The 24600-nt window shown below is 63.9% G+C and carries 22 protein-coding genes; 17 read left to right on the forward strand and 5 right to left on the reverse strand.

Features of this window, described 5'->3' with window-relative positions; genetic code table 11:
- Positions 1–10 precede the first annotated feature (10 nt).
- Positions 11–1567, reverse strand: a complete 1557-nt coding sequence (locus tag C0Z16_RS25530) for a protein adenylyltransferase SelO (protein WP_102634844.1) — start codon at positions 1565–1567, stop codon at positions 11–13.
- Between the two features lie 246 nt (positions 1568–1813).
- Here C0Z16_RS25530 and C0Z16_RS25535 point away from each other — a divergent pair, with 246 nt between their 5' ends.
- From C0Z16_RS25535 to C0Z16_RS25545, 3 genes are all read left to right on the forward strand, one after another.
- Entirely contained in the window at positions 1814–3499 is a 1686-nt protein-coding gene (locus C0Z16_RS25535) for a 3-(methylthio)propionyl-CoA ligase (protein ID WP_102634845.1), read from the forward strand.
- Between the two features lie 186 nt (positions 3500–3685).
- A complete protein-coding gene (locus tag C0Z16_RS25540) occupies positions 3686–5767 on the forward strand; it encodes a 3-hydroxyacyl-CoA dehydrogenase NAD-binding domain-containing protein (protein WP_102634846.1) in 2082 nt (693 codons plus the stop codon).
- 120 nt (positions 5768–5887) lie between these two features.
- Complete coding sequence (locus tag C0Z16_RS25545) at positions 5888–7066, forward strand: acetyl-CoA C-acyltransferase (protein ID WP_102634878.1); 1179 nt, start codon at positions 5888–5890, stop codon at positions 7064–7066.
- A gap of 9 nt (positions 7067–7075) precedes the next feature.
- Here C0Z16_RS25545 and C0Z16_RS25550 read toward each other — a convergent pair whose 3' ends face one another.
- Together C0Z16_RS25550 and C0Z16_RS25555 are read right to left on the reverse strand one after the other, a co-directional pair.
- On the reverse strand, positions 7076–7594 hold the full coding sequence (locus C0Z16_RS25550; protein ID WP_102634879.1) for an LEA type 2 family protein: 519 nt from the start codon (positions 7592–7594) through the stop codon (positions 7076–7078).
- Between the two features lie 65 nt (positions 7595–7659).
- Positions 7660–8016 carry a hypothetical protein gene (locus C0Z16_RS25555; RefSeq protein WP_102634847.1) on the reverse strand — a complete coding sequence of 119 codons (357 nt, stop codon included), beginning with the start codon at positions 8014–8016 and terminating at the stop codon, positions 7660–7662.
- Between the two features lie 178 nt (positions 8017–8194).
- On the opposite strand from C0Z16_RS25555, the gene C0Z16_RS25560 reads away from it, so the two are divergent.
- The 5 genes from C0Z16_RS25560 (at position 8195) to C0Z16_RS25580 (ending at position 13510) form a co-directional block, all read left to right on the forward strand.
- On the forward strand, positions 8195–9736 hold the full coding sequence (locus C0Z16_RS25560) for an aminotransferase-like domain-containing protein (protein ID WP_244201362.1): 1542 nt from the start codon (positions 8195–8197) through the stop codon (positions 9734–9736).
- Positions 9737–9879: 143 nt separating this feature from the next.
- Positions 9880–10365, forward strand: a complete 486-nt coding sequence (locus C0Z16_RS25565; protein ID WP_102634848.1) for a PaaI family thioesterase — start codon at positions 9880–9882, stop codon at positions 10363–10365.
- Positions 10366–10484: 119 nt separating this feature from the next.
- Positions 10485–11483: an NADP-dependent oxidoreductase gene (locus C0Z16_RS25570; protein WP_102634849.1), complete on the forward strand. Its 999-nt coding sequence runs from the start codon at positions 10485–10487 to the stop codon at positions 11481–11483.
- Positions 11484–11586: 103 nt separating this feature from the next.
- Positions 11587–12480, forward strand: a complete 894-nt coding sequence (locus tag C0Z16_RS25575) for an SDR family oxidoreductase (protein WP_102634850.1) — start codon at positions 11587–11589, stop codon at positions 12478–12480.
- Positions 12481–12550: 70 nt separating this feature from the next.
- Positions 12551–13510: an alpha/beta hydrolase gene (locus C0Z16_RS25580; protein WP_102634851.1), complete on the forward strand. Its 960-nt coding sequence runs from the start codon at positions 12551–12553 to the stop codon at positions 13508–13510.
- On the opposite strand, the gene C0Z16_RS25585 is transcribed toward C0Z16_RS25580, so the two are convergent.
- Positions 13511–14359, reverse strand: a complete 849-nt coding sequence (locus C0Z16_RS25585) for an NRDE family protein (protein ID WP_102634852.1) — start codon at positions 14357–14359, stop codon at positions 13511–13513. It lies immediately after the preceding gene.
- Positions 14360–14478: 119 nt separating this feature from the next.
- Complete coding sequence (gene ygfZ / locus C0Z16_RS25590; RefSeq protein WP_102634853.1) at positions 14479–15543, reverse strand: CAF17-like 4Fe-4S cluster assembly/insertion protein YgfZ; 1065 nt, start codon at positions 15541–15543, stop codon at positions 14479–14481.
- A 78-nt stretch (positions 15544–15621) separates the two neighbouring features.
- On the opposite strand from ygfZ, the gene mltG reads away from it, so the two are divergent.
- The 9 genes from mltG (at position 15622) to otsA (ending at position 24515) form a co-directional block, all read left to right on the forward strand.
- Positions 15622–16632 carry an endolytic transglycosylase MltG gene (mltG, locus tag C0Z16_RS25595; protein ID WP_102634881.1) on the forward strand — a complete coding sequence of 337 codons (1011 nt, stop codon included), beginning with the start codon at positions 15622–15624 and terminating at the stop codon, positions 16630–16632.
- Positions 16632–17252 carry a dTMP kinase gene (gene tmk / locus C0Z16_RS25600; RefSeq protein WP_102634854.1) on the forward strand — a complete coding sequence of 207 codons (621 nt, stop codon included), beginning with the start codon at positions 16632–16634 and terminating at the stop codon, positions 17250–17252. The genes mltG and tmk overlap by 1 nt, the downstream gene beginning before the upstream one ends.
- Before the next feature lie 94 nt (positions 17253–17346).
- Positions 17347–18390 (forward strand): DNA polymerase III subunit delta', encoded by a 1044-nt coding sequence (locus C0Z16_RS25605; RefSeq protein WP_102634855.1) that lies wholly within the window; start codon positions 17347–17349, stop codon positions 18388–18390.
- Between the two features lie 68 nt (positions 18391–18458).
- Entirely contained in the window at positions 18459–18983 is a 525-nt protein-coding gene (locus C0Z16_RS25610; protein WP_102634856.1) for a GNAT family N-acetyltransferase, read from the forward strand.
- Between the two features lie 34 nt (positions 18984–19017).
- Positions 19018–19812, forward strand: coding sequence for a TatD family hydrolase (locus C0Z16_RS25615; protein ID WP_102634857.1), 795 nt, complete (start codon positions 19018–19020; stop codon positions 19810–19812).
- A gap of 46 nt (positions 19813–19858) precedes the next feature.
- Positions 19859–20599: an ankyrin repeat domain-containing protein gene (locus C0Z16_RS25620; protein ID WP_102634858.1), complete on the forward strand. Its 741-nt coding sequence runs from the start codon at positions 19859–19861 to the stop codon at positions 20597–20599.
- A 201-nt stretch (positions 20600–20800) separates the two neighbouring features.
- On the forward strand, positions 20801–21157 hold the full coding sequence (locus tag C0Z16_RS25625; protein WP_102634859.1) for a Rap1a/Tai family immunity protein: 357 nt from the start codon (positions 20801–20803) through the stop codon (positions 21155–21157).
- Between the two features lie 369 nt (positions 21158–21526).
- Positions 21527–22768, forward strand: coding sequence for a mechanosensitive ion channel family protein (locus C0Z16_RS25630; protein ID WP_102634882.1), 1242 nt, complete (start codon positions 21527–21529; stop codon positions 22766–22768).
- Between the two features lie 334 nt (positions 22769–23102).
- Positions 23103–24515, forward strand: a complete 1413-nt coding sequence (gene otsA, locus C0Z16_RS25635) for an alpha,alpha-trehalose-phosphate synthase (UDP-forming) (protein ID WP_102634860.1) — start codon at positions 23103–23105, stop codon at positions 24513–24515.
- Positions 24516–24600 lie beyond the last annotated feature (85 nt).

Here is a 24600-nt window from a genome sequence, read left to right on the forward strand (position 1 = left end):
CGTTTGGGCGTCACGACGAGCAACTGACTTCCAGCGAACTCGCCCAGTCGGGCGGCAACCCGGCATACGCTTCGTGTTCGGGCTGTTCGTCGAACGGACGGCGCAGCACGACGGCCAGACGCTCCACTTCGGAAAAATCCATCTCTTTCGCGCGGCGGATCGCCGTTTCCGCCAGATGATTGCGAAGTATGAATTTGGGGTTCACTCGGTTCATTGCAATGGCGCGCGCCGCGTCGTCGCGTGTTTCATGGGACAGCCGCGCGCGATAGTCGTTCGCCCAGGCGTCAAAGGCGGCGCGGTCGAGGAACAGATCGCGCACCGGCGCATCGCCGCTCGCGTCGTGCTTCGACATGCGGGCGAGGTTGCGGAAAGTCAGCGTGAAATCTGCGCGATTCGCGTGCATCAGATCGAACAGGCGGTTGACCAACGGCGCGTCGCCTTCGCGCTCAATTTCCAGACCGAGCTTCGCCACCATGCGCCGCTCGAGCGCCGGCCCGAAGCGGTCCTTGAAGCCGCCGAGCACGCGCTGGGCGTCTTCGATAGCTTTGTCGCTGCGCGCGCTTTCCTCGTACCGTTCGCCGAGCAGCGGCAGCAGCCCTTGCGCGAGGCAAAAGAGATTCCAGTACGCGATCTGCGGCTGCATCCGGTAGGCATAGCGGCCTTGCGAATCGGAGTGATTGCAGATGTAGCCGGCGTCGAAGCCGTCCATGAAGCCGAATGGACCGTAGTCGATCGTAAGGCCGAGGATCGACATGTTATCGGTGTTCATCACGCCGTGACAGAAGCCGACCGCCTGCCATTCGACCATCAGATCCGCCGTGGATAACACCGCTTCGTTCAGCAACGCGAGATATGGATCGTCGGCTTCGCGGCAATGCGGATAAAAGCGCTCGATCACATGATCCGCGAGCGCGCGCAGCGCGTCGGTGCGATCGTTCGAGTAGAAATGTTCGAAGTGGCCAAAGCGCACGAAGCTCGGCGAAACGCGCGTGACCACGGCGGCGGTTTCGATTTCCTCACGCCGCACCGGCTGATCGGAGCCGATCACGCACAACGCGCGCGTGGTCGGAATGCCGAGGTGATGCATCGCCTCTGAACACAGAAACTCGCGAATCGACGAACGCAGCACCGCCCGACCATCGCCCATGCGCGAATACGGCGTGCGTCCTGCGCCTTTCAGTTGCAGCTCGAAACGCCGGCCGTTATGTTCGACGTCGCCGAGACCGAGCGCCCGGCCGTCGCCGAGCTGACCCGCCCACACGCCGAACTGATGCCCCGAATACACCGATGCATAGGGCAACGCCTGCGCTGGCCATTCGCGCGTGGCGTTGCCCGAAAACAGTTCGGCAAACGCGGGATCTTTTTCGAGCCCCGGCTCTAACCCGAGTAGCGCGGCCGTCTCGGCGGAGAAGCCGACGAGGTACGGCGCGCTCAGCGGCGCAGCCGGCAGACGCGTGAGAAACGTGCTGCCAAGCCGCGCGAACGCGTTTTCGGTGGTGGTGGTAAGAGCTTCGGAAAGTGCCGCCAAAGGCCCGGATGAGCCTGCAATGCTTGGGGAAAACGACATGTTGAGCGCCTCACTATTAACCGATATTGTAAGTCCGCACCCGCGGCGCTGCTGGCGGCCCGCCCGGTGGGCCATGCGTGGCGGAGATGTTGCCGATGCGGTGGTCGATTCAGTGGCCGATGCGTCGACTCGCTTGCCAACTGCATGAGCAATTTCGCTGCCGCGCCAGTAGGCCGCGTACGGCGCTCCCCGAGCTGTACTCTAAAAGCAAACAAGGCTGGCAACCTATCGCATGGGACGACTTTTATGACGACGCCGCTGCTTGGCCAGATGATGGATGTGCCGCTCACCGTGTCCTCGCTGCTCGCGCATGCCGCGCGGCATTTCGGCAGCACCGAGATCGTGTCGCGGCGCATCGAAGGCGACGTGCATCGCTACACCTATCGCGATTGCGAACGGCGCGCGAAGCAGCTCGCGCAGGCGCTCATCGCGCTCGGCGTCGAACCCGGCGAACGTGTCGCGACGCTTGCATGGAACGGCTACCGGCATCTCGAAGCGTATTACGGCACGACTGGCTTCGGCGCCGTGTGCCACACGATCAACCCGCGCCTCTTTCCCGACCAGATCGCATACATCGTCAACCATGCCGACGATGCTTACGTGCTCTTCGACACCACGTTCGCGCCGCTCGTCGACATCCTCGCACCGCAATGTCCGAAAGTACGCGGCTGGATCGCGCTCGCCGACGAAGCGCATTTGCCGGCCATGCAAACGCCCGTACTGAGCTACGAGACGCTGGTGAACGCGCAGGACGGTGACTTCGAATGGCCGCCCATCGACGAGCGTCAGGCGTCGTATCTTTGCTATACGTCGGGCACCACCGGCAATCCGAAAGGCGCGCTGTACTCGCATCGCTCGACCGTGCTGCACGCGTTCGGCGCGTCCTTGCCCGATGCCATGAGCCTGTCCGCGCGCGATTCGGTGCTGCCCGTCGTGCCCATGTTTCATGTGAACGCGTGGGGCATTCCGCACGCCGCGCCGCTCACGGGCGCAAAGCTCGTGTTCCCCGGCAAGGACCTCGACGGCAAGTCGTTGTTCGAACTGATGGAGCGCGAACGCGTCACCTATTCGGCGGGCGTGCCGACCGTCTGGCTCGGCCTCCTTAACTATCTGCGCGATGCCGGCGTGCGCTTTTCGTCGTTGGAGCGCACGGTGATCGGCGGCTCGGCTTGTCCGCCCGCGATGCTGCGCACGTTCGAGGACGATTACGGCGTGCAGGTGATTCACGCGTGGGGCATGACCGAAATGTCGCCGCTCGGGACGTTGTCGAAGCTGACCTGGGAGCAATCGCAGCGGCCCCTCGCCGAGCAGCGCAAATTGCTCGAAAAACAGGGACATGCGCTTTACGGCGTTGATATGAAGATCGTCGGCGACCAAGGGCAGGAGTTGCCGTGGGACGGCGTCGCCTTCGGCGATCTGTATGTGCGCGGACCGTGGGTCATAGACCGGTATTTCCGCATGGAAGATTCACCGCTCGTGGACGGCTGGTTTCCGACCGGCGATGTCGCGACCATCGACGGCGACGGCTTCTTGCAGATTACGGACCGCTCCAAGGACGTGATCAAGTCCGGCGGCGAATGGATCAGTTCGATCGACGTCGAGAACGTCGCGATTGCCCATCCGGCGGTGGCCGAAGCGGCGTGCATTGCGTGCGCGCATCCCAAGTGGACCGAGCGTCCGCTGCTGGTCGTGGTCAAGCGTCCTGGCTTCGACGTGACGCGCGAAGAACTGCTCGCGTTTTACAACGGCAAAGTTGCCAAATGGTGGATTCCGGACGACGTCGTGTTCGTCGACGAATTGCCGCATACGGCCACGGGCAAGCTGCAGAAACTGAAACTGCGCGAGATTCTCCGCGACCACGTCCTGCCGTCGGCGCTCGAAGACCGGATGCACGAAGGGGACTGTCCGCTCGTCAGGGGAAACCCCGCCTGACGATAAATTGAACGAGCGTGCTTTTTTGTGTATTCTGCCTGCTGACACCGGAACGGCCGACCTGAAGTTGCAGACGAAGGTTGGAGCACCCGAGCTGGACGATATGTCGGCTCGATGAACCGGACAGGCGGCGCGCGCTGCGCCGCCTCATCTCATAGATGCGATGGATCGCATGGAGGCAGGCAGATGGCAGTGGACTACACAACTCATGACGGCGTGGCCGTCATCACGCTGAACAATCCTCCCGTGAACGGCCTCGGCCTGTCGACGCGGGCGGGGATCGTCGAAGGCATCGAGCGCGCGCAGGACGATCCGGCCATCAAGGCCATCGTGCTGACGGGCGCAGGCAATGCCTTCTCGGGCGGCGCCGACATCACCGAATTCAATACGCCGAAAGCCACCCAGGAGCCGACGCTCGCCACCGTCATCAAGACCGTGGAAAGCAGCGCGAAGCCGGTAGTCGCGGCGATTCACAGCGTCGCGATGGGCGGCGGCCTGGAACTCGCGCTCGGCGCGCATTACCGCATTGCTGCGCCCGGCGCGCAGATCGCGTTGCCCGAAGTGAAGCTCGGCATTCTGCCGGGCGCGGGCGGCACACAGCGTCTGCCGCGTGCAATCGGCCTCGAAGCCGCGCTTAACATGATCGTCTCCGGCGCGCCTGTTATGTCGCAAGTGCTGGCTCATTCTGGTCTCTTCGACGAACTCGAAGGCGAACTCGCCGAAGCGGCGCTCGCGTTTGCCCGCAAGGCCGGCGCGAAAGAAGGCCCGCATCCGAAGGTGCGCGAGCGCAAGATCGAGCATCCGAACGCAGAGGGTTTCATTCAGTTCGCGCGCAATAGCGTCGCGGTGCTCGCGAAGAATTTCCCCGCGCCGCTCAAATGTATCGATGCGGTGGAAGCAGGCGTGAAGATCGGCTTCGACAAGGGCCTCGCGTTCGAACGCGAATGCTTTGTCGCACTCGTGCAAACGCCCGAGAGTCGCGCGCTGCGTCATGCGTTCTTCGGGGAACGCGCGGCGAGCAAGATCCCTGACGTGCCTGCCGATACGCCGGTGCGCGAAATCAGACAGGTCGCGGTGATTGGCGCAGGCACGATGGGCGGCGGCATTGCGATGAACTTCATCAACGTGGGCATTCCGGTCACGCTGCTCGAAACGAAACAGGAAGCGCTCGACCGCGGTCTCGCCACGATTCGCAAGAACTACGAAGCCAGCGTGAAGAAGGGCAAGCTCAAGCCCGAAGCGCTCGAAGAGCGCATGGCCCTGGTTACGCCCACGCTTTCCTACGACGACCTGAAAAACGCCGACCTGATTGTCGAAGCGGTGTTCGAGGAACTGGGTGTGAAAGAACAGGTATTCAAGCGTCTCGACGAAGTCGCGAAATCCGGTGCAATCCTCGCTTCGAACACATCGACGCTCGATGTGGACAAGATCGCCGCCTTTACGAAGCGCCCGCAAGACGTGGTCGGCATGCACTTCTTCAGCCCGGCCAACGTGATGAAGCTGCTTGAAGTGGTGCGCGGCAAGCAGACCGCGAAAGACGTGCTCGCCACCGTCATGAAGCTCGCGAAGAAGATCAGAAAGACCGCGGTGGTGTCGGGCGTATGCGACGGTTTTATCGGCAACCGGATGATCGAGCAGTACATTCGCCAGGCGCTCTTCATGCTCGAAGAGGGCGCGCTGCCCGCGCAAGTCGATCGCGCAATCGAAAAATTCGGCTTCGCGATGGGCCCGTTCCGCATGAGCGATCTGGCCGGCAACGACATCGGCTGGGCGATCCGCAAGCGCCGCTATCACGAATATCCGGAGATGCACTACTCGAAGATCGCCGACCGCCTGTGCGAGACGGGGCGCTTCGGCCAGAAAACCGGCGGCGGCTGGTACGACTACAAGGCGGGCGACCGCACCGCTCATCCGTCGAAAGTGGTCGACGACATGATCGTCGCCTACTCGAAGGAAACGAACACGGAGCGCCGCAAGATCAGCGACGAGGAAATCGTCGAACGCCTCGTGTTCGCGCTCGTGAATGAAGGCGCGAAGATTCTCGAAGAAGGCATTGCGTCGAAAGCGTCGGACATCGACATGGTCTATCTGACCGGCTACGGCTTTCCGCTCTATCGCGGCGGCCCGATGCTGTACGCGGATACGGTCGGCCTCTACAACGTCGAGCGCGCGATTCGCCGCTACGCATCGCGGCCGAACGGCGACGCATGGCAACTCGCACCGCGCATCGCCGAACTCGCGGCGCAGGGTCGGGGCTTTAACGGCTGACGCGGCACACACGCCGCTCGCATCACATGACTGAGGTGGCGCCGCTGATTGCCGCGCGGCGACGAGATCGCCCGCACCGACGCATGCGCCACCATCGACATCTACAGGCAGGAGACTTGCATGACTGATGCTGTAATCGTATCGACCGCCCGGACGGGGCTCGCCAAATCATGGCGCGGCGGTTTCAACATGACGCACGGCGCGACGCTCGGCGGCCATGTGACGCAGGCCGCCGTCGAACGCGCGAAGCTCGACCCGGCGCGCGTCGAGGACGTGATCATGGGCTGCGCCAATCCTGAAGGCGCGACTGGCATGAACATCGCGCGGCAAATCGCGTTGCGCGCTGGCTTGCCGGTCAGCGTGCCGGGCATGACCGTCAACCGTTTCTGTTCTTCGGGATTGCAAACCATCGCGCTGGCCGCGCAACGCGTGATCGCCGGGGAAGGCGACGTGTTTGTGGCGGGCGGCGTGGAATCCATCTCGTGCGTGCAGAACGAGATGAACCAGCACATGATGGCCGACGGCTGGCTCAGCAAAAACAAGCCGGAAATTTACTGGTCGATGCTGCAGACCGCCGAGAACGTCGCGAAACGTTATTCGATTTCGAAAGAGCGTCAGGATGAATACGGCGTGCGTTCGCAGCAGCGCGCCGCGGCCGCGCTCGAAGCCGGCAAGTTCAACGACGAGATCGTGCCGTTGACGGTGCTCGCGGGCGTCGCCGATAAAGCGACCGGGCGTCTGTACACTAAGGAGGTGACCGTCAGCGGCGACGAGGGTATTCGCGCGGACACGACGCTCGAGGGCGTGTCGAAAATCCGCACCGCGCTGCCGGGCGGCGTCATCACCGCAGGCAACGCGAGCCAGTTCTCGGACGGCGCATCGGCTTGCGTGGTGATGAACGCGACGGTCGCGGAGCGTGAAGGGCTTCAGCCGCTGGGTGTTTTCCGGGGCTTCGCGGTGGCCGGTTGTGAACCGGACGAGATGGGCATTGGCCCGGTGTTCGCGGTGCCGAAGTTGCTCAAGCAGGCGGGGCTGAAAGTCGAGGACATCGACCTGTGGGAGTTGAACGAAGCGTTCGCGGTTCAGGTGCTGTATTGCGCCGACAAGCTCGGCATTCCGCATGACCGTCTGAACGTGAACGGTGGCGCGATCGCCGTCGGTCATCCGTATGGCGTGTCGGGCGCGCGCCTCACCGGGCATGCGCTGATCGAAGGCAAACGGCGCGGCGCGAAGCTGGTTGTGGTGACGATGTGTATCGGTGGCGGGCAGGGCGCGGCGGGCCTGTTCGAAGTCGCGTAATCACGTAGATCACGGCATGGCCGTGCCGAGCGCGGGCAGGCTCAGCGTGCCTTGATCGACGAAACGCGTCGTGCCGGTCAGGCCGCGCGCGAGCTTGCCGCGCAGAATGTATGGAATCTGCCCCGACTGCGGGGAGTCTCCCTGCATGGCGCCAGCGAATGCGAATGCTTGGCGTACCGCGGCGAAAGCGGGCACCGTCAACGGCACATTGAGCACGGTTTCGCCGAAGCGCGGCACCGTGCCGATCTGATCGCTGACGCCGCTGGCAAACGGCTTGCCGTTCAATTCGAGATCGAGCGACACGCCGTTGAAACTGACCGCCGATTCGTTCGGATTCTGCACGCGCAGTTTCACGTTGAAGCGCATCTCCAGGCCTTGGCTTTCGATCGGTTCAATGCCGGCCACGCTCACGCGCATTGGGTCGCCGCCGAACAGCCCGGCGCATCCATTCAGCGTCAGCGCAAAGACCGCGAAAAGCGCGGCCGCGCGGCAAAGGCGCGTGCTGAACAGCATGCGGATAAAGGACATGACCGGCACCTCGAAGAGCGGATTGGTCATGCATTGTAGCTGCCGATGCATGCCGCGCGGGCATGTCAGGCGGCGCGTCCCAGCGTCATTTTGACGAGCGCGGCAAGGTGACGCGCGGCGCTGCCAACCACGTTGTTGCCTTGTGCTTGCGCACGTGAGGGTTGCAGCACGAACGCCGCAACCGGCCCATGCGCCGCGCTGATCGACACAGTGCCCCGTTGTGGCGTCACGAAGCACTGGCCTTCGCGCAGCGTGATCGACGTCGAGGGAACGGCGTCGCCGAGCCACGCGAGCGAATGATCGCGGAACTCCAGTTGCAGATCGCCTTGAACCGCGACGATGGAGCTTCGTGCGCGCAGGTCGTGCATGGCGACCTGACCGGCGGCGAGGCGGGACGGAGTGGTGTTGGCACGAGCTGACATGACCGATTCCCTTAGACCGTTTGCATGCCACCCAGCATAGTGAGCCGGTCCACGTGAAAACAGCCTCAGGCATCGACAATCTGAACCGGTACAACGTACTCATTGCGCGCGCTGTATCGGTTGGAATCACGGCGATGTGTATCTGTCGCGGTGCAGCGACTGTGCGCACCATCGGCTTATGAACCAGCTCTCTCGTACTGAACCGCTCACGCAAACGCTCGCGCACACGCCCACGCACATCACGCCTGCGGATGAATCGCCGGTGAGCCAGGCTCTTTACCGGCAACTGGCCGAACAGTACCGCCGCGCGATCTGCAACGGCGTGCTGCGTCCGGGCGAGCGCATGCCGTCGATCCGCGCGTTCATGCAGCGTCACGGCGTGAGTCTCGCGACCGCGACGGAGAGCTACCGCGTACTCGAACGTGAAGCGCTGATCGAGGCACGGCCGCGCGCCGGCTATTTCGTGCGCGCTTCGCAAACTGCTGCGTTGCCCGCCGCGTCGGAACCCGACATCGCAACGATGCCGCGCGCCGCGCAGTTCGTCGGCATTCACTCGGCGATATCGGCCATCGTCTCGCAATACCAGCGCTATCCGGACGCGTTCAATCTCGGCGGCGCAACGGCTTCTCCGGATCTCTATCCAACCGACGCGTTGCAGAAAGCCGCGCTGCGCGCGTTGCGCCGGCGGCCCACGTTGCTGACCGCGGCCGGACCGGATCAGGGCGATCCGGCGTTGCGCGCGATCGTCGCGCGTCGCGCGTTCGACGCCGGCATCCAGATCGGCGCGGACGACGTCATCATGACGCACGGCGGGATCGAGGCGGTCAATCTCGCGTTGCGCGCGGTGACGCAGCCGGGAGATACTGTCGCCGTCGAATCGCCGTGTTTTTTCGGTCTCTTGCAGGCGCTGGAAAGTCTCGGACTGCGCGCGCTCGAAATTCCGGCGAGCCCGACTACCGGGCTCGCCATCGAAGCGCTCGATTTCGCATTGCAAACACAGCCCGACATCAAGGCCGTGGTGGTCGTGCCGAATCTGCAGAATCCGCTTGGCAGCGTGATGCCCGACGCGCACAAGGCGAGGCTGGTCGAACTATGCGCGCGGGCCGGCATTGCGCTGATCGAGGACGATCCGTATCGTGAGCTCGTCGATATCGCACAGCCGCTCCGCTCGCTGAAGGCCTGGGATATGGACGGCACCGTGATCCATTGCACGTCGTTCAACAAAACCCTCGCGCCCGGCATGCGGATCGGCTGGATCAACGGCGGCCGATGGCATCCGCGTATCGGCATGTTGAAGTTTGCGCAGTCGCGTCACAACGAGCAGTTGTCGCAAGTCGTGCTCGCGGAGTTTCTGCAGACGAACGCGTATGAGCGCCATTTGCGCCGCTTGCGCGACCGGCTGCGGGTTCAGCGTGAGCGGATGTCGGCGGCGATCGGCGCGTCTTTTCCCGAAGGCACGCGTTTTACACCGCCCGCCGGCGGCATCTTCTTCTGGATCGAGTTGCCGCGCGAGGTCTCGTCGGCCGCTTTCTTCGATGCCGCTTTGAAAGAGGGCATTCGCGTGATGCCGGGCACGGTGTTTTCAAACTCGGGGCGCTTCGATCGGTTCATTCGCCTCAGTTGTCCGAGCACGGATCTCGATCTCGCGGACGAAGCCGTGCGCCGCTTGGGGCGGCTCGCAACAGGCATGGCGGCACGCATGGCCACCCAGGCTGCGTGAATGGATCGCGGCGTCCTTAACGATGCCGGCCCATCACCGCGAGATGCCATAGCGGGTATCATTTCCTCTCTTCTGGCGCGATGCGTCCACGCGCATCAATTGCGCGCCGCGCCAATGTCAACACAGGAAATATGAAAGCAGCAATGACCGATTCTTCTTCATCCACCGCGGGCAGCGCGTCGTTGCCTGAAAGTCCGTTCGTCGACCGGCTTGGCGCGCAACTGGTGTCGGCGGCGGACGGCGTCAGCGAACTCGTGCTGCCCTTGCTCCCTGAGCATATGAATACGTGGGACGTCGCGCACGGCGGCGTGACCATGACGCTTGCCGACCTCGCGCTCGCGATGGCCGCGCGCAGTCTCGCGGGCGACGGCGTCGGCGTGGTCACCATCGAAATGAAGGTCAACTTCATGCAGCCTGGCCGCGGCGAATTGCGCGCGAACGGCCGCGTGCTGCACCGCTCGACCACGATGGCCTATTGCGAAGGCGAGATTCGCGACAGCGAAGGTCACTTCGTCGCCAAGGCGCTCGGCACGTTCAAATACATGCGCCGTCTCGCCGTGGGCCGCGATGTGACGCGTCAGCGTTTGCGCAGCGACCCTTCGGCGAAACCCGGTCCTAGCGACGGTTGAACATGCGCGCACGCTTGCAGCCTTTGAGCATGCATTCGCACAGTAGACGCCGGTTAGATCCGTAACTGCTTCGGTAACGAAATCCATAAGGCAATCCGCCACTCAAGGAGACGATCCTCATGCCCCAGATCAACCGCCAGTTCGTGCTGGCTTCGCGTCCGCAAGGCGCCGTCACGCCAGATAACTTCCGCCTCGTTGAGACGCCGCTCGCGCCGCTTGCGGATGGCGAAGTGCGCGTGCGTAATCACTATCTGTCGCTCGATCCGTACATGCGCGGCCGCATGAACGACAGCAAGTCCTATGCGGCGCCGCAGCCTCTCGACGAAGTGATGATCGGCGGCACGGTGGGCGAAGTGGTGGAATCGAAGAATCCGAAATTCGCAGTGGGCGACAAGGTGGTGGCGATGTTCGGCTGGCAGGAATACGGCACGTCGAATGGCGCGGGCGTGCAGAAAGTCGACGACACGCATGTGCCGCTGTCGGCCTATCTCGGTCCGGTCGGCATGCCCGGCGTCACCGCGTGGTATGGGCTGAACCGGATCATCGCGCCGAAAGCCGGCGAGACGGTCGTGGTCAGCGCGGCGAGCGGTGCGGTGGGCAGCGTGGTCGGTCAACTGGCGAAGCAGGCCGGGGCGCGCGCGGTGGGCATCGCGGGCGGCGCGGAAAAGTGCCGCTATGTCGTGGAGACGCTCGGCTTCGACGCCTGCATCGACTACAAGGCCGGCAATCTGTATCAGGATCTGAAGGCCGCGACGCCGGATGGCGTCGACGGTTGCTTCGAGAACGTCGGCGGGGACGTGCTCGACGCGACGCTCGCGCGCATGAACGCGGCCGGCCGCATCGCGGTATGCGGATTCATTGCGGGCTACGACGGACAGCCGGTGCCGCTCAAGCATCCGTCGCTGATACTGACGCAGCGCCTGCTCGTGCAGGGCTTTATCGTCACCGAGCATATGGATGTCTGGCCCGAAGCGCTCAAGCAACTCGGCACGCTCGTCGCGCAGAAGAAACTGCAATATCGCGAAAGCATCGCGCAAGGGCTCGATGCGGCGCCCGAGGCTTTCATCGGCTTGCTCAAGGGCCGGAACTTCGGCAAGCAGCTTGTGAAGCTGATCTGATCGCGGCGGCTGGCGGCTGGCGGCGAGCGGCGGGTGCGACTTGACCCGTGGATCGAGCCGCCGGAAAAAATAACAACCATCTTGCATGGGAGAGGAGTCAAGGATGTTCGAATTCGCAGGCAAGGTCGCGGTTATCACCGGCGCGGCAAGCGGCTTCGGCCTTGCGTTCGCGCAGAAGGGCGCGTCGCTCGGCATGAAGCTCGTGCTCGCCGACGTGAACGCCGACGCGCTCGCGCACACGGTCGATGCATTGCGCGCGGCAGGCGCAGAAGCGATCGGCGTGCCCACCGATGTCTCGAGCGGCGCCCAGGTCGAAGCGCTCGCGCAAGCGGCGCTCGGTGCATTCGGCAAGGTCCACCTGCTGTTCAACAACGCGGGTGTGGGCTCGGGCGGCTTCCTGTGGGAAAGCTCGGCGAACGACTGGTCATGGGTATTCGGCGTCAACGTGATGGGCGTCGCGCATGGCGTGCGTGTGTTCACGCCGATCATGCTTAAGCAGAACGAGCCGGCGCATATCGTCAACACCGCATCCGTCGCGGGGCTACTCTCGCCGCCCGCGATGGGCGTCTACAACGCATCGAAACACGCGGTGGTGTCGCTCACCGAGACGCTGTATCACGACTTGCAACTCGCGCAGGCCGCGCGGGAGGAGAGCGGCCGGGTCGGCTGCTCTTTGCTGTGCCCGGCCTTCGTGCCGACTGGTATTGCCGATGCCGAGCGCGCGCGGCCCGCTGAATTGCGCAACGACAGCGGTCCGACGCGCTCGCAGATCGCCGCGGGCAAGCAACTGCTGCGCGCGGTGCAATCTGGCAAGCTCAGCGCGGCCGATGTCGCCGACATCACGTTCGAAGCCATCGCCGCGCGGCGCTTCTATATCGTCACGCACCCGGGCATCATGGCGACGGTGAAACTGCGTCACGAGGACATCGAACAATTGCGCGATCCGACCGATCCGATGTCGCTGAAGCCGGAAGTCAAGCACGCGGATCCGGACTAAAGCCGCTTGCTGGGCACCGTGCCGCGAACCTGTTTTCAACCTTCGGCGCGTACGCGCCATCCGACGTCCCATGCCGCTGAATCCGAAGATCGAGCAGGTGCTCGACATGATCGCGCTCGCAAAGCGCCCGAAGCTTCATGAAATGACCGCGCAAGCGGCGCGCGCGTCTTATGAAAAGAGTGCGCCGATTCTCGAGATCCCGAGTGCGCCGATGTTCGCCGTCGAAGACTTGCGCATACAGACACGCGACGGCGCGACGATTCGGGCGCGCCTTTATCAGGCTGCCGAGCCGAGCTGGGCCGAGCCGGCTCCAGCGTTGGTCTACTATCACGGCGGCGGCTTCACGGTCGGCAGCGTCGATACGCACGATGCGCTGTGCCGCATGTTCGCGCGCGATGGAAGATGCGCGGTGCTGTCGGTCGATTACCGGCTAGCGCCGGAGTACAGGTTCCCGACGGCCGTCGACGACGCTTTCGACGCGCTGACCTGGCTGCATGCGCACGCCGCGGAATTCGGTATCGACGCGAAGCGGCTCGCGGTAGGCGGCGACAGTGCGGGCGGCACGTTGGCGACGGTCTGCGCGGTGCTCGCCCGCGACGCGGGGATCGGACTAGCGCTGCAATTGCTGATCTATCCGGGCACGACCGGCTATCAGCAAACTGCTTCGCACTCGCGCCTCGCCGACGGCTTTCTGCTTTCGGGCGATACCATTCAATGGTTCTTTGAACAATACGTGCGTGACGCGAGCGACCGCGACGACTGGCGTTTCGCACCGCTCGACGGCAAGCGCGGCGCGCCCGACTTCAGCGGTGTGGCGCCGGCCTGGATCGCGACCGCCGAATACGATCCGCTGAGCGATGAAGGCGACGCCTATGCGCAGAAACTGCGCGGCTGCGGCAACGAAGTCACGCTCAAGCGCTATCCGGGCATGATCCACGAGTTCTTCAAGATGGGTGGCTTCGTGCCTGACGTCGCGCAGGCACATGCGGATGCCGCGGCCGCATTGCGCGCGGCATTCCGCTTGGACTAGTTACGCAATCTCCCGCTCGACATTGAACGCAAAGCTGCGTTCGAAATCGCCGGGCCGCACGATGCGGTGGGAGCCGTTGTCGTCGCTACGCTCGGCTACGGCCACGCTGACGATCTCGCCGTGCGCGACCACCCGCAACGCCGTGGTGCCGCGCGTGCCGTACTCGGGCGTTTCGATAAATGCCGCCGACAACGCCCGCTCACGCTCGAGCGGAATACCGGTGGACGGCAGCTGGTCGTCAGCAGCGACGCGGGGATCGCGCATCAGGTCGATCAGACGCTCGAGCGGCGGCATCGCGTTGCGTGTGAGCAGCGTGCCGAGTTCGGCGCGCTTGTTGACGAGCTTCGGCCATTCGGTATCGAGTATCGCGTTCGAAATGCCGTGCGTGCCCGGCGCGAGCAGCGCGGGCGCGAGACTGGAGCGGTTGCAGTACCAGGCGAGTTCGCGGCGCGTCCAGTCGCCTACCAGCAGATTGAAGCCGTTGTAGATGTCCCCGGTTTGCGCCACGTGATGCAGATACGCGAGCGGCGTCTCATGCGCGTTGCCGTTCGTCAAGCCGAGGCTCGCCGAAGTCAGCCAGTCGCTGACGAGTGTGCCGCGAGTAGGCGCATCGGCACGCATGTCGTTCGGCGCCCGGTAATTGGTCAGCGCCGCGAACCGGCCGTCGCGCGACATGCCCAGCCATGTACCGCCGCCCAGCAGATCGCGGCCCGCCAGCACGCCGGGCACGTCATCCCACCAACCGATCGGCTCGGCCGTGCGCCGGAAGAACTCATCGCGATTCGCAGCGAGCGTGAAGAGCGGGCCGTCGACCGCGTCGGGTCGCCAGTCGAACACGATCAGGCACATCGGGGACGTCTCCCGGTTAGGGCTTGAAAAACGAAATCGCGGACAAGGGTTCAGGCGAGGGCGCCGGCAGCAAGCGGCGCCTTTTCATCAAACTGCGCCACGCCACATCTTCGAGACGTTCAAACTTCGGTGGGCAGTCCGTAGGGCAGCGGCAGGAATTGCAGTGCCGGACCATCCGCTGCGCCCAGATGCACAGAGCCGCCTTCGAGCGCTGCGAGCTTGGTCTCAACCAGCAGATCCACGCCGCCGTCCCGCGCCGATGCTGCGTTGACCACCATGCCGCACGGCTGGCCCGGGTCGTCCGAATGGAAAAGTTCGGCGCCGGCCTTCACCGTGTCCAATTCACCCGCGACGTTCGCAAGCGACGTGCGCCGCTTGATCGTGCCGCGATACTGGCTGCGCGCCACCACTTCCTGGCCGGGATAGCAGCCCTTGCGGAAATTGACTGCGCCCAGCACATCGAAATTGACCATTTGCGGCACGAACTGCTCGACCACCGGCTGCGTGATGCGCGGCTCGCCTGCACGAATGTCGAGCCAGTCCCACACCGCCGGCGAGACCTGCTTGAGTTTTTCGTCGAGCAAGGGCAGCTGCGCTTCGATCTGCGCCTTCGGCCCGATCCACAGAAAACGCAGGCGCTCGAATGCGTCCGGCACGCGAATCAGCGAACCCGCCGAGCCGTCCACCTTGACGTGGACGCCGTCGGGCAGCGCATCGAACACACCCGATAGCGCCTTGCGCACGTCGCCCGCGAGGCCCACTACAGCCAGCTCGCCGCTTGCATCCACGAGCTTTGCCTTGGCGCGCAGGATGAACATCGACAGGCGCTTTTGCGCCGCCGCCTGCACGTCTTTCGATACCAGCAGGCGGATCGCGTCGCCGCTGCGCCACGTCAGGAACGACGCGAGCAGCCGGCCCTTGGCCGAGCAGTAGCCCGCAAGGCGCGCGTTGGCCGCATCGAGATGCTGGGTGTCGTTGGTCAACTGCCCGTGCAGGAAGCTCGCGGCGTCGTCGCCGGTGGCGTCGATTACGCCGAACTGCGTGAGCGGCATATAGGCGCCGTGCTGGAGGACGGCGTCGAATTCATCGGCGCACGGGCGCCGCAACACCGGCAATGCCGTGACCGCGTGAGTCGACGGATTGCCGGAAGGTGTACCTGAAGCGTTAGCGAGCGGTGTGTTCATGGATTCCCGGAACAGTCAATTCTGACTTTAGCTAAGGCAAACAAGTATTATATGCAGTCCAACCCAGCCACGTTTCGCATGTCCCTCCTGAAGAAATGTTTCATCGCCGGCTCGATTGTCGTCGTGCTGGCCGCAGCCGCGATTGCTGGCGGATACCACTGGGCCCACAGCCCGCTCGAGCTGAACCCCGCGCAACTCGACGTCACTGTCAAACCGCACAGCAGCCTGCGCAGCGTCACGTTGCAGTTGAACCGCGGCGGCGTGCCAGTCGAGCCCGAACTGTTCGTCATCATGACGCGGCTGCTCGGGCTTCAGAGCGAGCTGAAGTCGGGCAATTACGAGTTCAAGACCGGCGTGACGCCGTACGACGTGCTGCAGAAAATCGCTCGGGGCGACGTCAACGAATACGTTGCGACCATCATCGAAGGGTGGACGTTCAAGCGCATGCGCGCCGAGCTGGACGCCAATCCGGCGCTCAAGCACGACAGCGTGGCAATGAACGACGCGCAACTGATGAGCGCGATCGGTGCGCCGGAAGCCTCGATCGGCAACGGTGAAGGGCTGTTTTTCCCGGATACGTATCTGTTCGACAAGAACACCAGCGATCTCGACGTGTACCGACGCGCGTATCGCCTGATGCGCGTGCGTCTGGACGAAGCGTGGCTCGCGCGCGCGCCGAACCTGCCGTATAAGACGCCGTATGATGCGCTGATCATGGCGTCGATCGTCGAAAAAGAAACCGGCAGGAAGGCCGACCGGGCGATGGTCGCGGCCGTTTTCGCGAACCGTCTGCGCGTGGGCATGCCGCTGCAAACCGACCCCACTGTGATCTACGGCATGGGCGAGAGCTATGCCGGCCACATCCGCAAGAAAGACCTGCAGACGGACACTCCCTACAATACCTACACCCGGATGGGACTGCCGCCGACGCCCATCGCGCTGCCGGGCGTCGCCTCGCTGCAAGCGGCGATGAACCCGGCGCAGACGAGCGCGTTGTATTTCGTCTCGCGTGGCGACGGCAGCAGTATTTTTTCCGACACCCTCGGCGATCACAACAAAGCCGTGGACAAATACATTCGAGGGCAATAATGGCGCGCGGCAAATTCATTACGTTTGAAGGCATCGACGGCGCCGGCAAAACGACTCATCTGGCCTGGTTTCGCGAGCGGCTCGAGCGGAAGGTGGCCGCCACTGGCCGCTCTGTGGTCATGACACGGGAACCCGGCGGCACGCCACTCGGCGAGCAGATCCGCGAAATCGTGCTGCATCAGAAAATGGATCTCGAAACCGAGGCGCTGCTGATGTTTGCACTGCGCCGTCAGCATCTGGCGCAAGTGATCGAGCCGGCGCTCGCCCGCGGCGACTGGGTGCTGTCCGACCGTTTTACCGACGCGACGTTTGCCTATCAGGGCGGCGGCCGCGGACTGCCGCGCGACAAGCTCGAAACGCTGGAGCGCTGGGTGCAGGGTGGGTTTCAGCCGGACGTGACAGTGCTGTTCGACCTCGCGCCCGAACTTGCCAATGAACGGCGGAGCGCGGCGCGCGACCCAGATCGTTTCGAGAGCGAATCCGCCGCGTTTTTCGACCGCACGCGGGCCGAATATCTGCGCCGCGCGGAAGAAGCGCCTTATCGTTTCGCTATCATTGACTCTTCGCAGAGCATTGTGCGCATCCAGAAGCAGCTTGAAGAGTTGATCACAACTCTTTGACTTTAAAGCGATATAAGCGAACGTTATTCAGACGCTCGAAATTAATGCAGTGTCTCACCCAGTACTATCAACTGTCTGATCTAAAAGAGAAACGATGATCTATCCGTGGCAAGCCGATGACTGGAACCGCCTTCAGCAGTTGCGCGGCCACTGGCCGCATGCGCTGCTGCTGCACGGACAGGCTGGCATCGGCAAACTGCGCTTCGCGCAGCACCTGGCGCAAGGGCTGTTATGCGAGGACCAGCGCGGGAACGGCGAGCCGTGCGGCGCGTGCGTCGCGTGTAACTGGTTTGTGCAAGGCAACCATCCCGATTACCGGATCGTCGTGCCGGAAGCGCTGGCCGCCGAAGCAGGCATAGGCAGCGCCGCGGACGACAAGGCGGAAAAAGCGGAGAAGGCCGACGCCGACGAGGGCAAGAAGACGCGCGCGCCCAGCAAGGAAATCAAGATCGAGCAGATTCGCGGCTTGCTCGACTTCGTGGGCGTAGGTTCGCACCGCGGCGGCGCACGCGTGGTCGTGCTGGCTCCGGCGGAAGCGCTGAATATCGCCGCAGCCAACGCGCTGCTGAAGACGCTCGAAGAACCGCCGGCGGGCGTCGTGTTCCTGATGGTGTCGGCGCGCATCGACCGGCTGTTGCCCACCATCATCAGCCGTTGCCGCCAATGGCCGATGAGCCTGCCGGCGCCCGAGGCGGCGACGCAGTGGCTCGCCGCGCAAGGCGTGGCCGAAGCGCAGGCGCTGCTCGCCGAAGCCGGCGGCGCGCCGCTGACCGCACTGGCGCTCGCCAGCGACGAAAACCGCACGCTGCGCGACTGGACGCTCAAGCAACTGGCCGCCGGCCCCGACTGCGATGCCTTTGCGTGCGGCGAGGCGTTGCAGAAGCTGCCGGTGCCGCTCGTTCTGGGCTGGCTGCAACGCTGGATGTACGATCTGCTCGCACAGCGCACCGCCGGTGCGCCGCGCTATTTTCCGCAGGCGTCGGCGGCGCTGATGCGCTGTGCGTCGCAAGCCGACGCCAGCGCGTTCGCGCGCTTCATGCGCAGCGTGACGCGCCAGCGCGCCGTCGAGAATCATCCGCTGAACGCGCGGCTCGTGTTCGAGGAGCTCTTTATCGGCTACCGCGATCTGTTTGCATAAGCTGTTTGCATGATGCTGGCCGCGTTAAGCCGCACACCCCCTCCGTCTCATTTCAAAACCAAAGCACCATGAGCCTGTCCTACCGCGATGCCACGCTCGACGATCTGCCCGCTATCGTCGCTATTTATAACTCGACGGTGGCCTCGCGCCAGGTGACCGCAGATCTCGAACCCGTCAGCGTCGAAAGCCGTGTCGCATGGTTTCACGCGCATGGGCCGCAGAAACGTCCGCTGTGGGTGCTGGAAGACGCCGAACAGCCGGGCCGCGTGATCGCGTGGCTCAGCTTTTCGGACTTCTACGGCCGTCCGGCCTATCAGCGCACCGCCGAAGTGAGCATCTATCTCGATGAAAGCGCGCGCGGCAAGGGTCTCGGCAAGCGGTTGCTGGCGGCCGCGCTCGCGGCGGCGCCAGCGCTCGGCGTCGACACGGTGCTGGGTTTTATCTTCGGCCACAATGAGGCGAGCCTCCGCTTGTTCCGCAGTTTCGGCTTCGACACGTGGGGCTCGCTGCCGCGCGTGGCCGTGCTGGACGGCGTGGAGCGCGATCTGGTGATCCTCGGCAAGCGCCTCGACGCGCACGGCGCCGCAACCTGATCCGCCTCAAGCCATTCATTTGCAGGACATCATCATGTTTGTCGATTCGCACTGTCACATTAATTTCGAAGGACTCGCCGACCGCCTGCCGCAGGTGCTCGAAAATATGCGCAGCCACTCGGTCACGCATGCGCTGTGCGTGTCGGTCGACTTCGAAACGCTGCCGTCCGTGCTGGAAATCGCCAGCCGGCACGAGAACGTTTATGCGTCGGTGGGCGTCCATCCGGACCACGAGGACATGCGCGAGCCGAGCGTCGCGGAACTGGTCGAGCTGGCCGAACATCCGAAAGTGGTCGCGATCGGCGAGACGGGCCTCGACTATTACCGTCTTGAAGGCCGCTCGATCGCCGACATGGAATGGCAGCGCGAGCGCTTTCGCACGCATATCCGCGCCGCGCACGCGACGGGCAAGCCTCTCATCATCCACACGCGGTCGTCGTCGGAGGACACGCTGCGCATCATGACCGAGGAGCGCGCGAGCGAGCCGGGCGGCGTCATGCATTGCTTCACCGAGCCTTGGGCCGTGGCCGAGCAGGCGCTGGCGCAGAATTTTTACATTTCGCTGTCCGGCATCGTCACGTTCAAGAGTGCGACGGACGTGCAGGATGTCGCGCGCCGTGTGCCACTCGAGCGCCTCCTGATCGAAACCGATTCGCCGTACCTCGCGCCGGTGCCGTATCGTGGCAAGCCCAATGAACCTGCGTACGTGAGTTATGTCGGACGTTTCATCGCGCAACAGCGCGAGATGGCGGACGAGGCGCTGGCCGCCGCGACGACGCAGAACTTCTTCCGCCTCTTCAAGATTCCGGCGCCGCTTGGCGCGCAGTGAAAGCAGATCAATATCAATAGGATAGGGGCGTTCCCTAAAGTAAAACATGACGAATACTTCGATGCTGACCCAGGCGCGGCGAGCGAGTGCAACAGCCCAAACCGCAGGCGTTTTGGCACGCCGGGGCGCCTCGCGCGTCGCTTTCGCAGTGGCGCTCGCGTGCGCCGCGCTGACTTCGCTGGTCGCTGTGCCGGCACAGGCCGCGCCAATCGACTCGTTGATCAAGTCGGTGAAATTCGACGACGTCGACGGCGTCAAGAAGTTGCTCGCGAAGGGCATGGACCCCAATAGCGTCGATAACCAGGGCATGCCGCTCCTCGTGCTAGCCGCGCGCGAGAAGTCGGACAAGGTCGGCGCCGCGCTGCTCGCCAATCCGAAGACCGACGTTGAGATCGAGGACAAGGCCGGCGAAAACGCGATGATGATGGCCGCGCTGAACGGCGACCTCGACTTCGTCAAGCAGTTGATCGCCAAAGACGCCGAGGTGAACAAGAAGGGCTGGGCGCCGCTCCACTACGCCGCTGCCAACGGCCACGACGACATCGTGAAGCTGCTGCTCGACCATTCCGCTTACGTCGACGCTGGCTCGCCGAACGGCACCACGCCGCTGATGATGGCCGCGCGCGGCGGCCATGTGTCGACGGTGAAGCTGCTGTTGGACAACGGCGCGGACCTGACCGTCAAGAACCAGATCGGCCTCACGGCGCTCGACTTCGCGAAGACCTACAAGGAACCGGACGTGGTCGAAGGTCTGACCGCGCGTCTGCAGCAGATGCAGCAAAAGTAAGCGTGGTAGGGAGCCTGGTAGTGAAGCGCGGCCGGTCCGACTGCTCGGCGAGCCCTGCCGTACATATGCCTGAGGATAGCGGCTGCCGGCTCGCTACCGCATCGCAAAACAGTGCAGAATGACGACTTTGGCGCGCGGCACGCGCGCGCTGTCCGGATGCGGCAACAGACCGCCTGATAAACGACCCTGGAAAGGAACACCATGCTACGGGCTTTGATTTTCGCCAGCGCGTTTGCCGTACCATTATCGGCCGCCGCGTTTACGGGAGGCGACCTCAACAAGCTGTGCACGAAGACGGATATGGCGTCGCGCAGTGCGTGCGCCGCCTATATCGAAGGCGCCGCCGACGGCATCTTCAACACCATCGACGCGATCGGCGGCACCACCGGCCCGCGCGTCGGCCAGTACTTCTGCCTGCCGCAAGACGCGCGCTCGGCCCAGCTCACCGATGCAGTACGCAAGTACATCGCGGAAAATCCGATCGTCGGGGGCTACAACGCCAGCACGGCGATTTCATTGGGACTCGGCAAGGCGTTTCCTTGCAAGAGCGGAACTTGACATTTGATTGCGCCTCAGGCGTGGCGCGCCTTGTTTCCGGCGCGTCCAGTTTTCTGGCGTACCAAGCCGCCGGTGTTTGTTTCACGATGTTTGCTTTAAAGCGTTTTTCATAGCATCTGCGTGTGCCGCATGCCGCGGACACGTTCCACTATGAGCCGCGTGCCGCCGTTCGCGGGCATGGCCGGCTCGAAAAGCGGGACGCATCGTTTGATGCGCGTGCTCGCGTCGAAAGTGCTTCACGGCGGTTTTTCACCGCGCTTTTCACTGGCGTCCGGCAGGTTCATCCCGCGGCGCGCATCACGCTGTGCCGTCGCCGCGCTTCATGCCCGCCGGCCTGTCCCCACTCAACCGAAAAGGAGATTGTCCTTCATGCCTTTTCTCGATGAACTCGATCATCTCGACCGCATCGCCGAAGCGCCGCTGCATACGTGGCCCGGCGCGTTGATGGTCTCGGTCATCGCTGTGCTGATCGGCATCGGCGTGCACCGGATCGGCGCACGTATCGTGACGCGGATCGCGCGGCCTTATCCGCTCACCAGCGTCGTGCTGCGCTATATCGACAAGCCGTCGCTGTTCGTGCTGGTCATCCTCGCACTGGAAGCCGTCTGGTGGGAGGCGCCCGACGTGCTCACCTTCATCGGGCCATTGCGCGACGCCGCGGCGATTGCGCTGATCGGTGCGTTGACGTGGCTGTCGGTGCGCTCGGCGGCGGCTATCGGCGAGGCGATCATTCAGGCCCATCCGCTCGACACCGCCGACAATCTCCACGCGCGCCGCATTCATACGCAGGCCAGAGTGCTCGCGCGCTCGGTGATGCTGGTGATCGTGATTGTCGGCGTCGGCGGCGCATTGATGACGTTTCCGAACGTCAGGCAGATCGGCGCGAGCTTGCTGGCGTCGGCCGGTGTGGCCGGTCTGGTCGCCGGTATTGCCGCGCGGCCGGTGCTCGGCAATCTGATTGCCGGCTTGCAGATTGCGCTCTCGCAGCCGATCCGGCTCGACGACGTCGTCGTGATCGAGAGCGAATGGGGGCGTATCGAGGAGATCACCGGGACGTATGTGTCGGTGCGCCTGTGGGACCAGCGGCGGCTGATCGTGCCGCTGCAATGGTTTATCGAAAACCCGTTTTCGAACTGGACGCGCAGCAGTTCGCAGATCATCGGCACGGTGTTTCTGTACGTCGATTACCGGATGCCGCTCGCGCCGTTGCGCGAGGAACTCGCACGCATCGTGGAAGCCGCTCCCGAGTGGGATCGACGCGTGCAGGTGCTGCAAGTCACCGAGGGCACCGAGCGCTCGATGCAATTGCGTGCGCTCGTCAGTTCGCTCGATTCGGGTTTGAACTGGGATTTGCGCTGCCGCGTGCGCGAGGGGCTGCTCGACTTCATCCAGAAGCACTATCCGCAGTATCTGCCGCGAGCGCGCGCCGAAGTGTCGGCGGAACTCGAAAACGGCAAGGGCGAGCCGCTCGACTGGGTGCCGCGCGGCACGCGCACGCCTGCAGGCAGCACGGCGGCGCATACTGAGGCCGATCCGGTGGCGAGCCGCCCTGGCCAGGCTGCGGTGCCTACGCCCGGGACGCATTCGCGTAAGGTGAAGGAAACGGCCTAGCGCGCAGCAGAGGCTGGCAGGATAGCGTGCGGAAAGCGCTGAGCGGTGCCTGGAGCGGCTGAACAATAGCGGCGGAAACGGCTGAAGACCGCACGAGAAGTGCGTAAAAACGCGTCCGAAAAACTCGTGGACCACGCCTGCATCGCGCTTTTCAGCGCAAATGGGCCCGCCGGCCGATGCAACCGATCGGCCGTCAAGGGGTCGAACCGTCCACTTACTCATCAACCTGACGCGGCAGGGCGTGCTCCAGGTGAAAAGTGCCGAGGCGCTCCATGCGTGACGAGCGCCAGCTGCACTCTTGCCGATGCCGCGCGAAACAAGGAGGACTTGCAACATGGGCCGACTGATCGTCGTGTCGAATCGCGTCGCGACGCCGACGGAAACCAAAGGATCGGCGGGCGGCCTCGCTGTCGGCGTATTCGGTGCGCTCAAGGATGCCGGGGGCGTATGGTTCGGCTGGAGCGGCGACGTGGTGAGCGAGACGGTCGCCAACGCCGGGCCGACGCTTGAACAGGACGGCGCCGTGACGTTCGCCACCGTGGGTCTCACGCGCAAGGATTACGACCAGTACTACCGCGGCTTTTCGAACGCGACGCTGTGGCCGGTGTTCCACTATCGCAACGACCTCGCGCGCTACGAGCGCGAGGAATACGCGGGCTACCGGCGCGTCAACGCGTGGCTCGCGCACAAGCTGATCAAGCTCCTGGAACCCGACGACGTTATCTGGATTCACGACTACCACCTGATTCCATTCGCCGAAGCGCTGCGCAGCGAAGGCATCACGAACCGGATAGGCTTCTTCCTGCACATTCCGTTTCCGTCGCCGCAAATCCTGCTCAACATCCCGCCGCACGAAGAACTGGTGAAGTCGCTGTCGTGCTACGACCTGTTGGGCTTCCAGACCGCGACCGATCAGGAGGCGTTCCACGATTATGTGACGCGTCACGCGCGCGGCACGGTGTCGTCGGAAGGTTATGTGGAGGCGTTCGGGCGCAAGCTGCGCACGGGCGTCTATCGCATCGGCGTGTTTCCTGACGAGATCGCGGAACAGGCGAAGCGCTACGAGAGCCGTCAGCATGTGCTCGATCTGAAGCAGAGCCTGGAAGGCCGCAAACTGATCATGAGCGTGGACCGGCTCGATTATTCGAAGGGACTGGTCGAGCGTTTTCGCGCGTTCGAACATCTGCTGGAACGCTCGCCCGAATGGCGCGGCAACGTCACACTCGTGCAGATCGCGCCGCCGACCCGTTCGGACGTCGTGACCTATCAGAAAATCCGTCAGGATCTGGAGTACGAAGCAGGGCGCATCAACGGGCGCTATTCGGGCCTCGACTACACGCCAATCCGCTATCTGAACCAGCAATATGACCGGTGGAAACTGATGTCGCTGTTCCGCGAATCGCAGATCGGCTTCGTCACGCCCTTGCACGACGGCATGAATCTCGTCGCGAAGGAATATGTCGCCGCACAGAATCCCGATGACCCGGGCGTGCTCGTGCTGTCGATCTTCGCGGGCGCGGCGGCGGAGCTCTCGGGCGCGCTGCTCGTGAATCCGCACGATGCGATCGGCATGTGCGAGGCCTTGCAGCGCGCGCTGCAAATGCCGCTCGACGCGCGTCAACGGCGTCACGAGATCAACATGGCGGCGCTGCGCAAGAACGATCTCGGCGTGTGGCGCGACAGCTTCCTGCGCGACCTGCGCAGCATGCCGATGCAGAAACCGGGCAAGGGCGGCGGGCACAGGTGATGGAGTGGGCGAAGGGATGGACGACGGGTTGGACGGCGATACAAGCCGCATGCGTGCGCAGGCGCACTGAGCGGGCCACAGGCGG

Origin of the sequence: Paraburkholderia rhynchosiae, from assembly GCF_002879865.1 — a bacterium.
GTDB classification, from domain to species: domain Bacteria; phylum Pseudomonadota; class Gammaproteobacteria; order Burkholderiales; family Burkholderiaceae; genus Paraburkholderia; species Paraburkholderia rhynchosiae.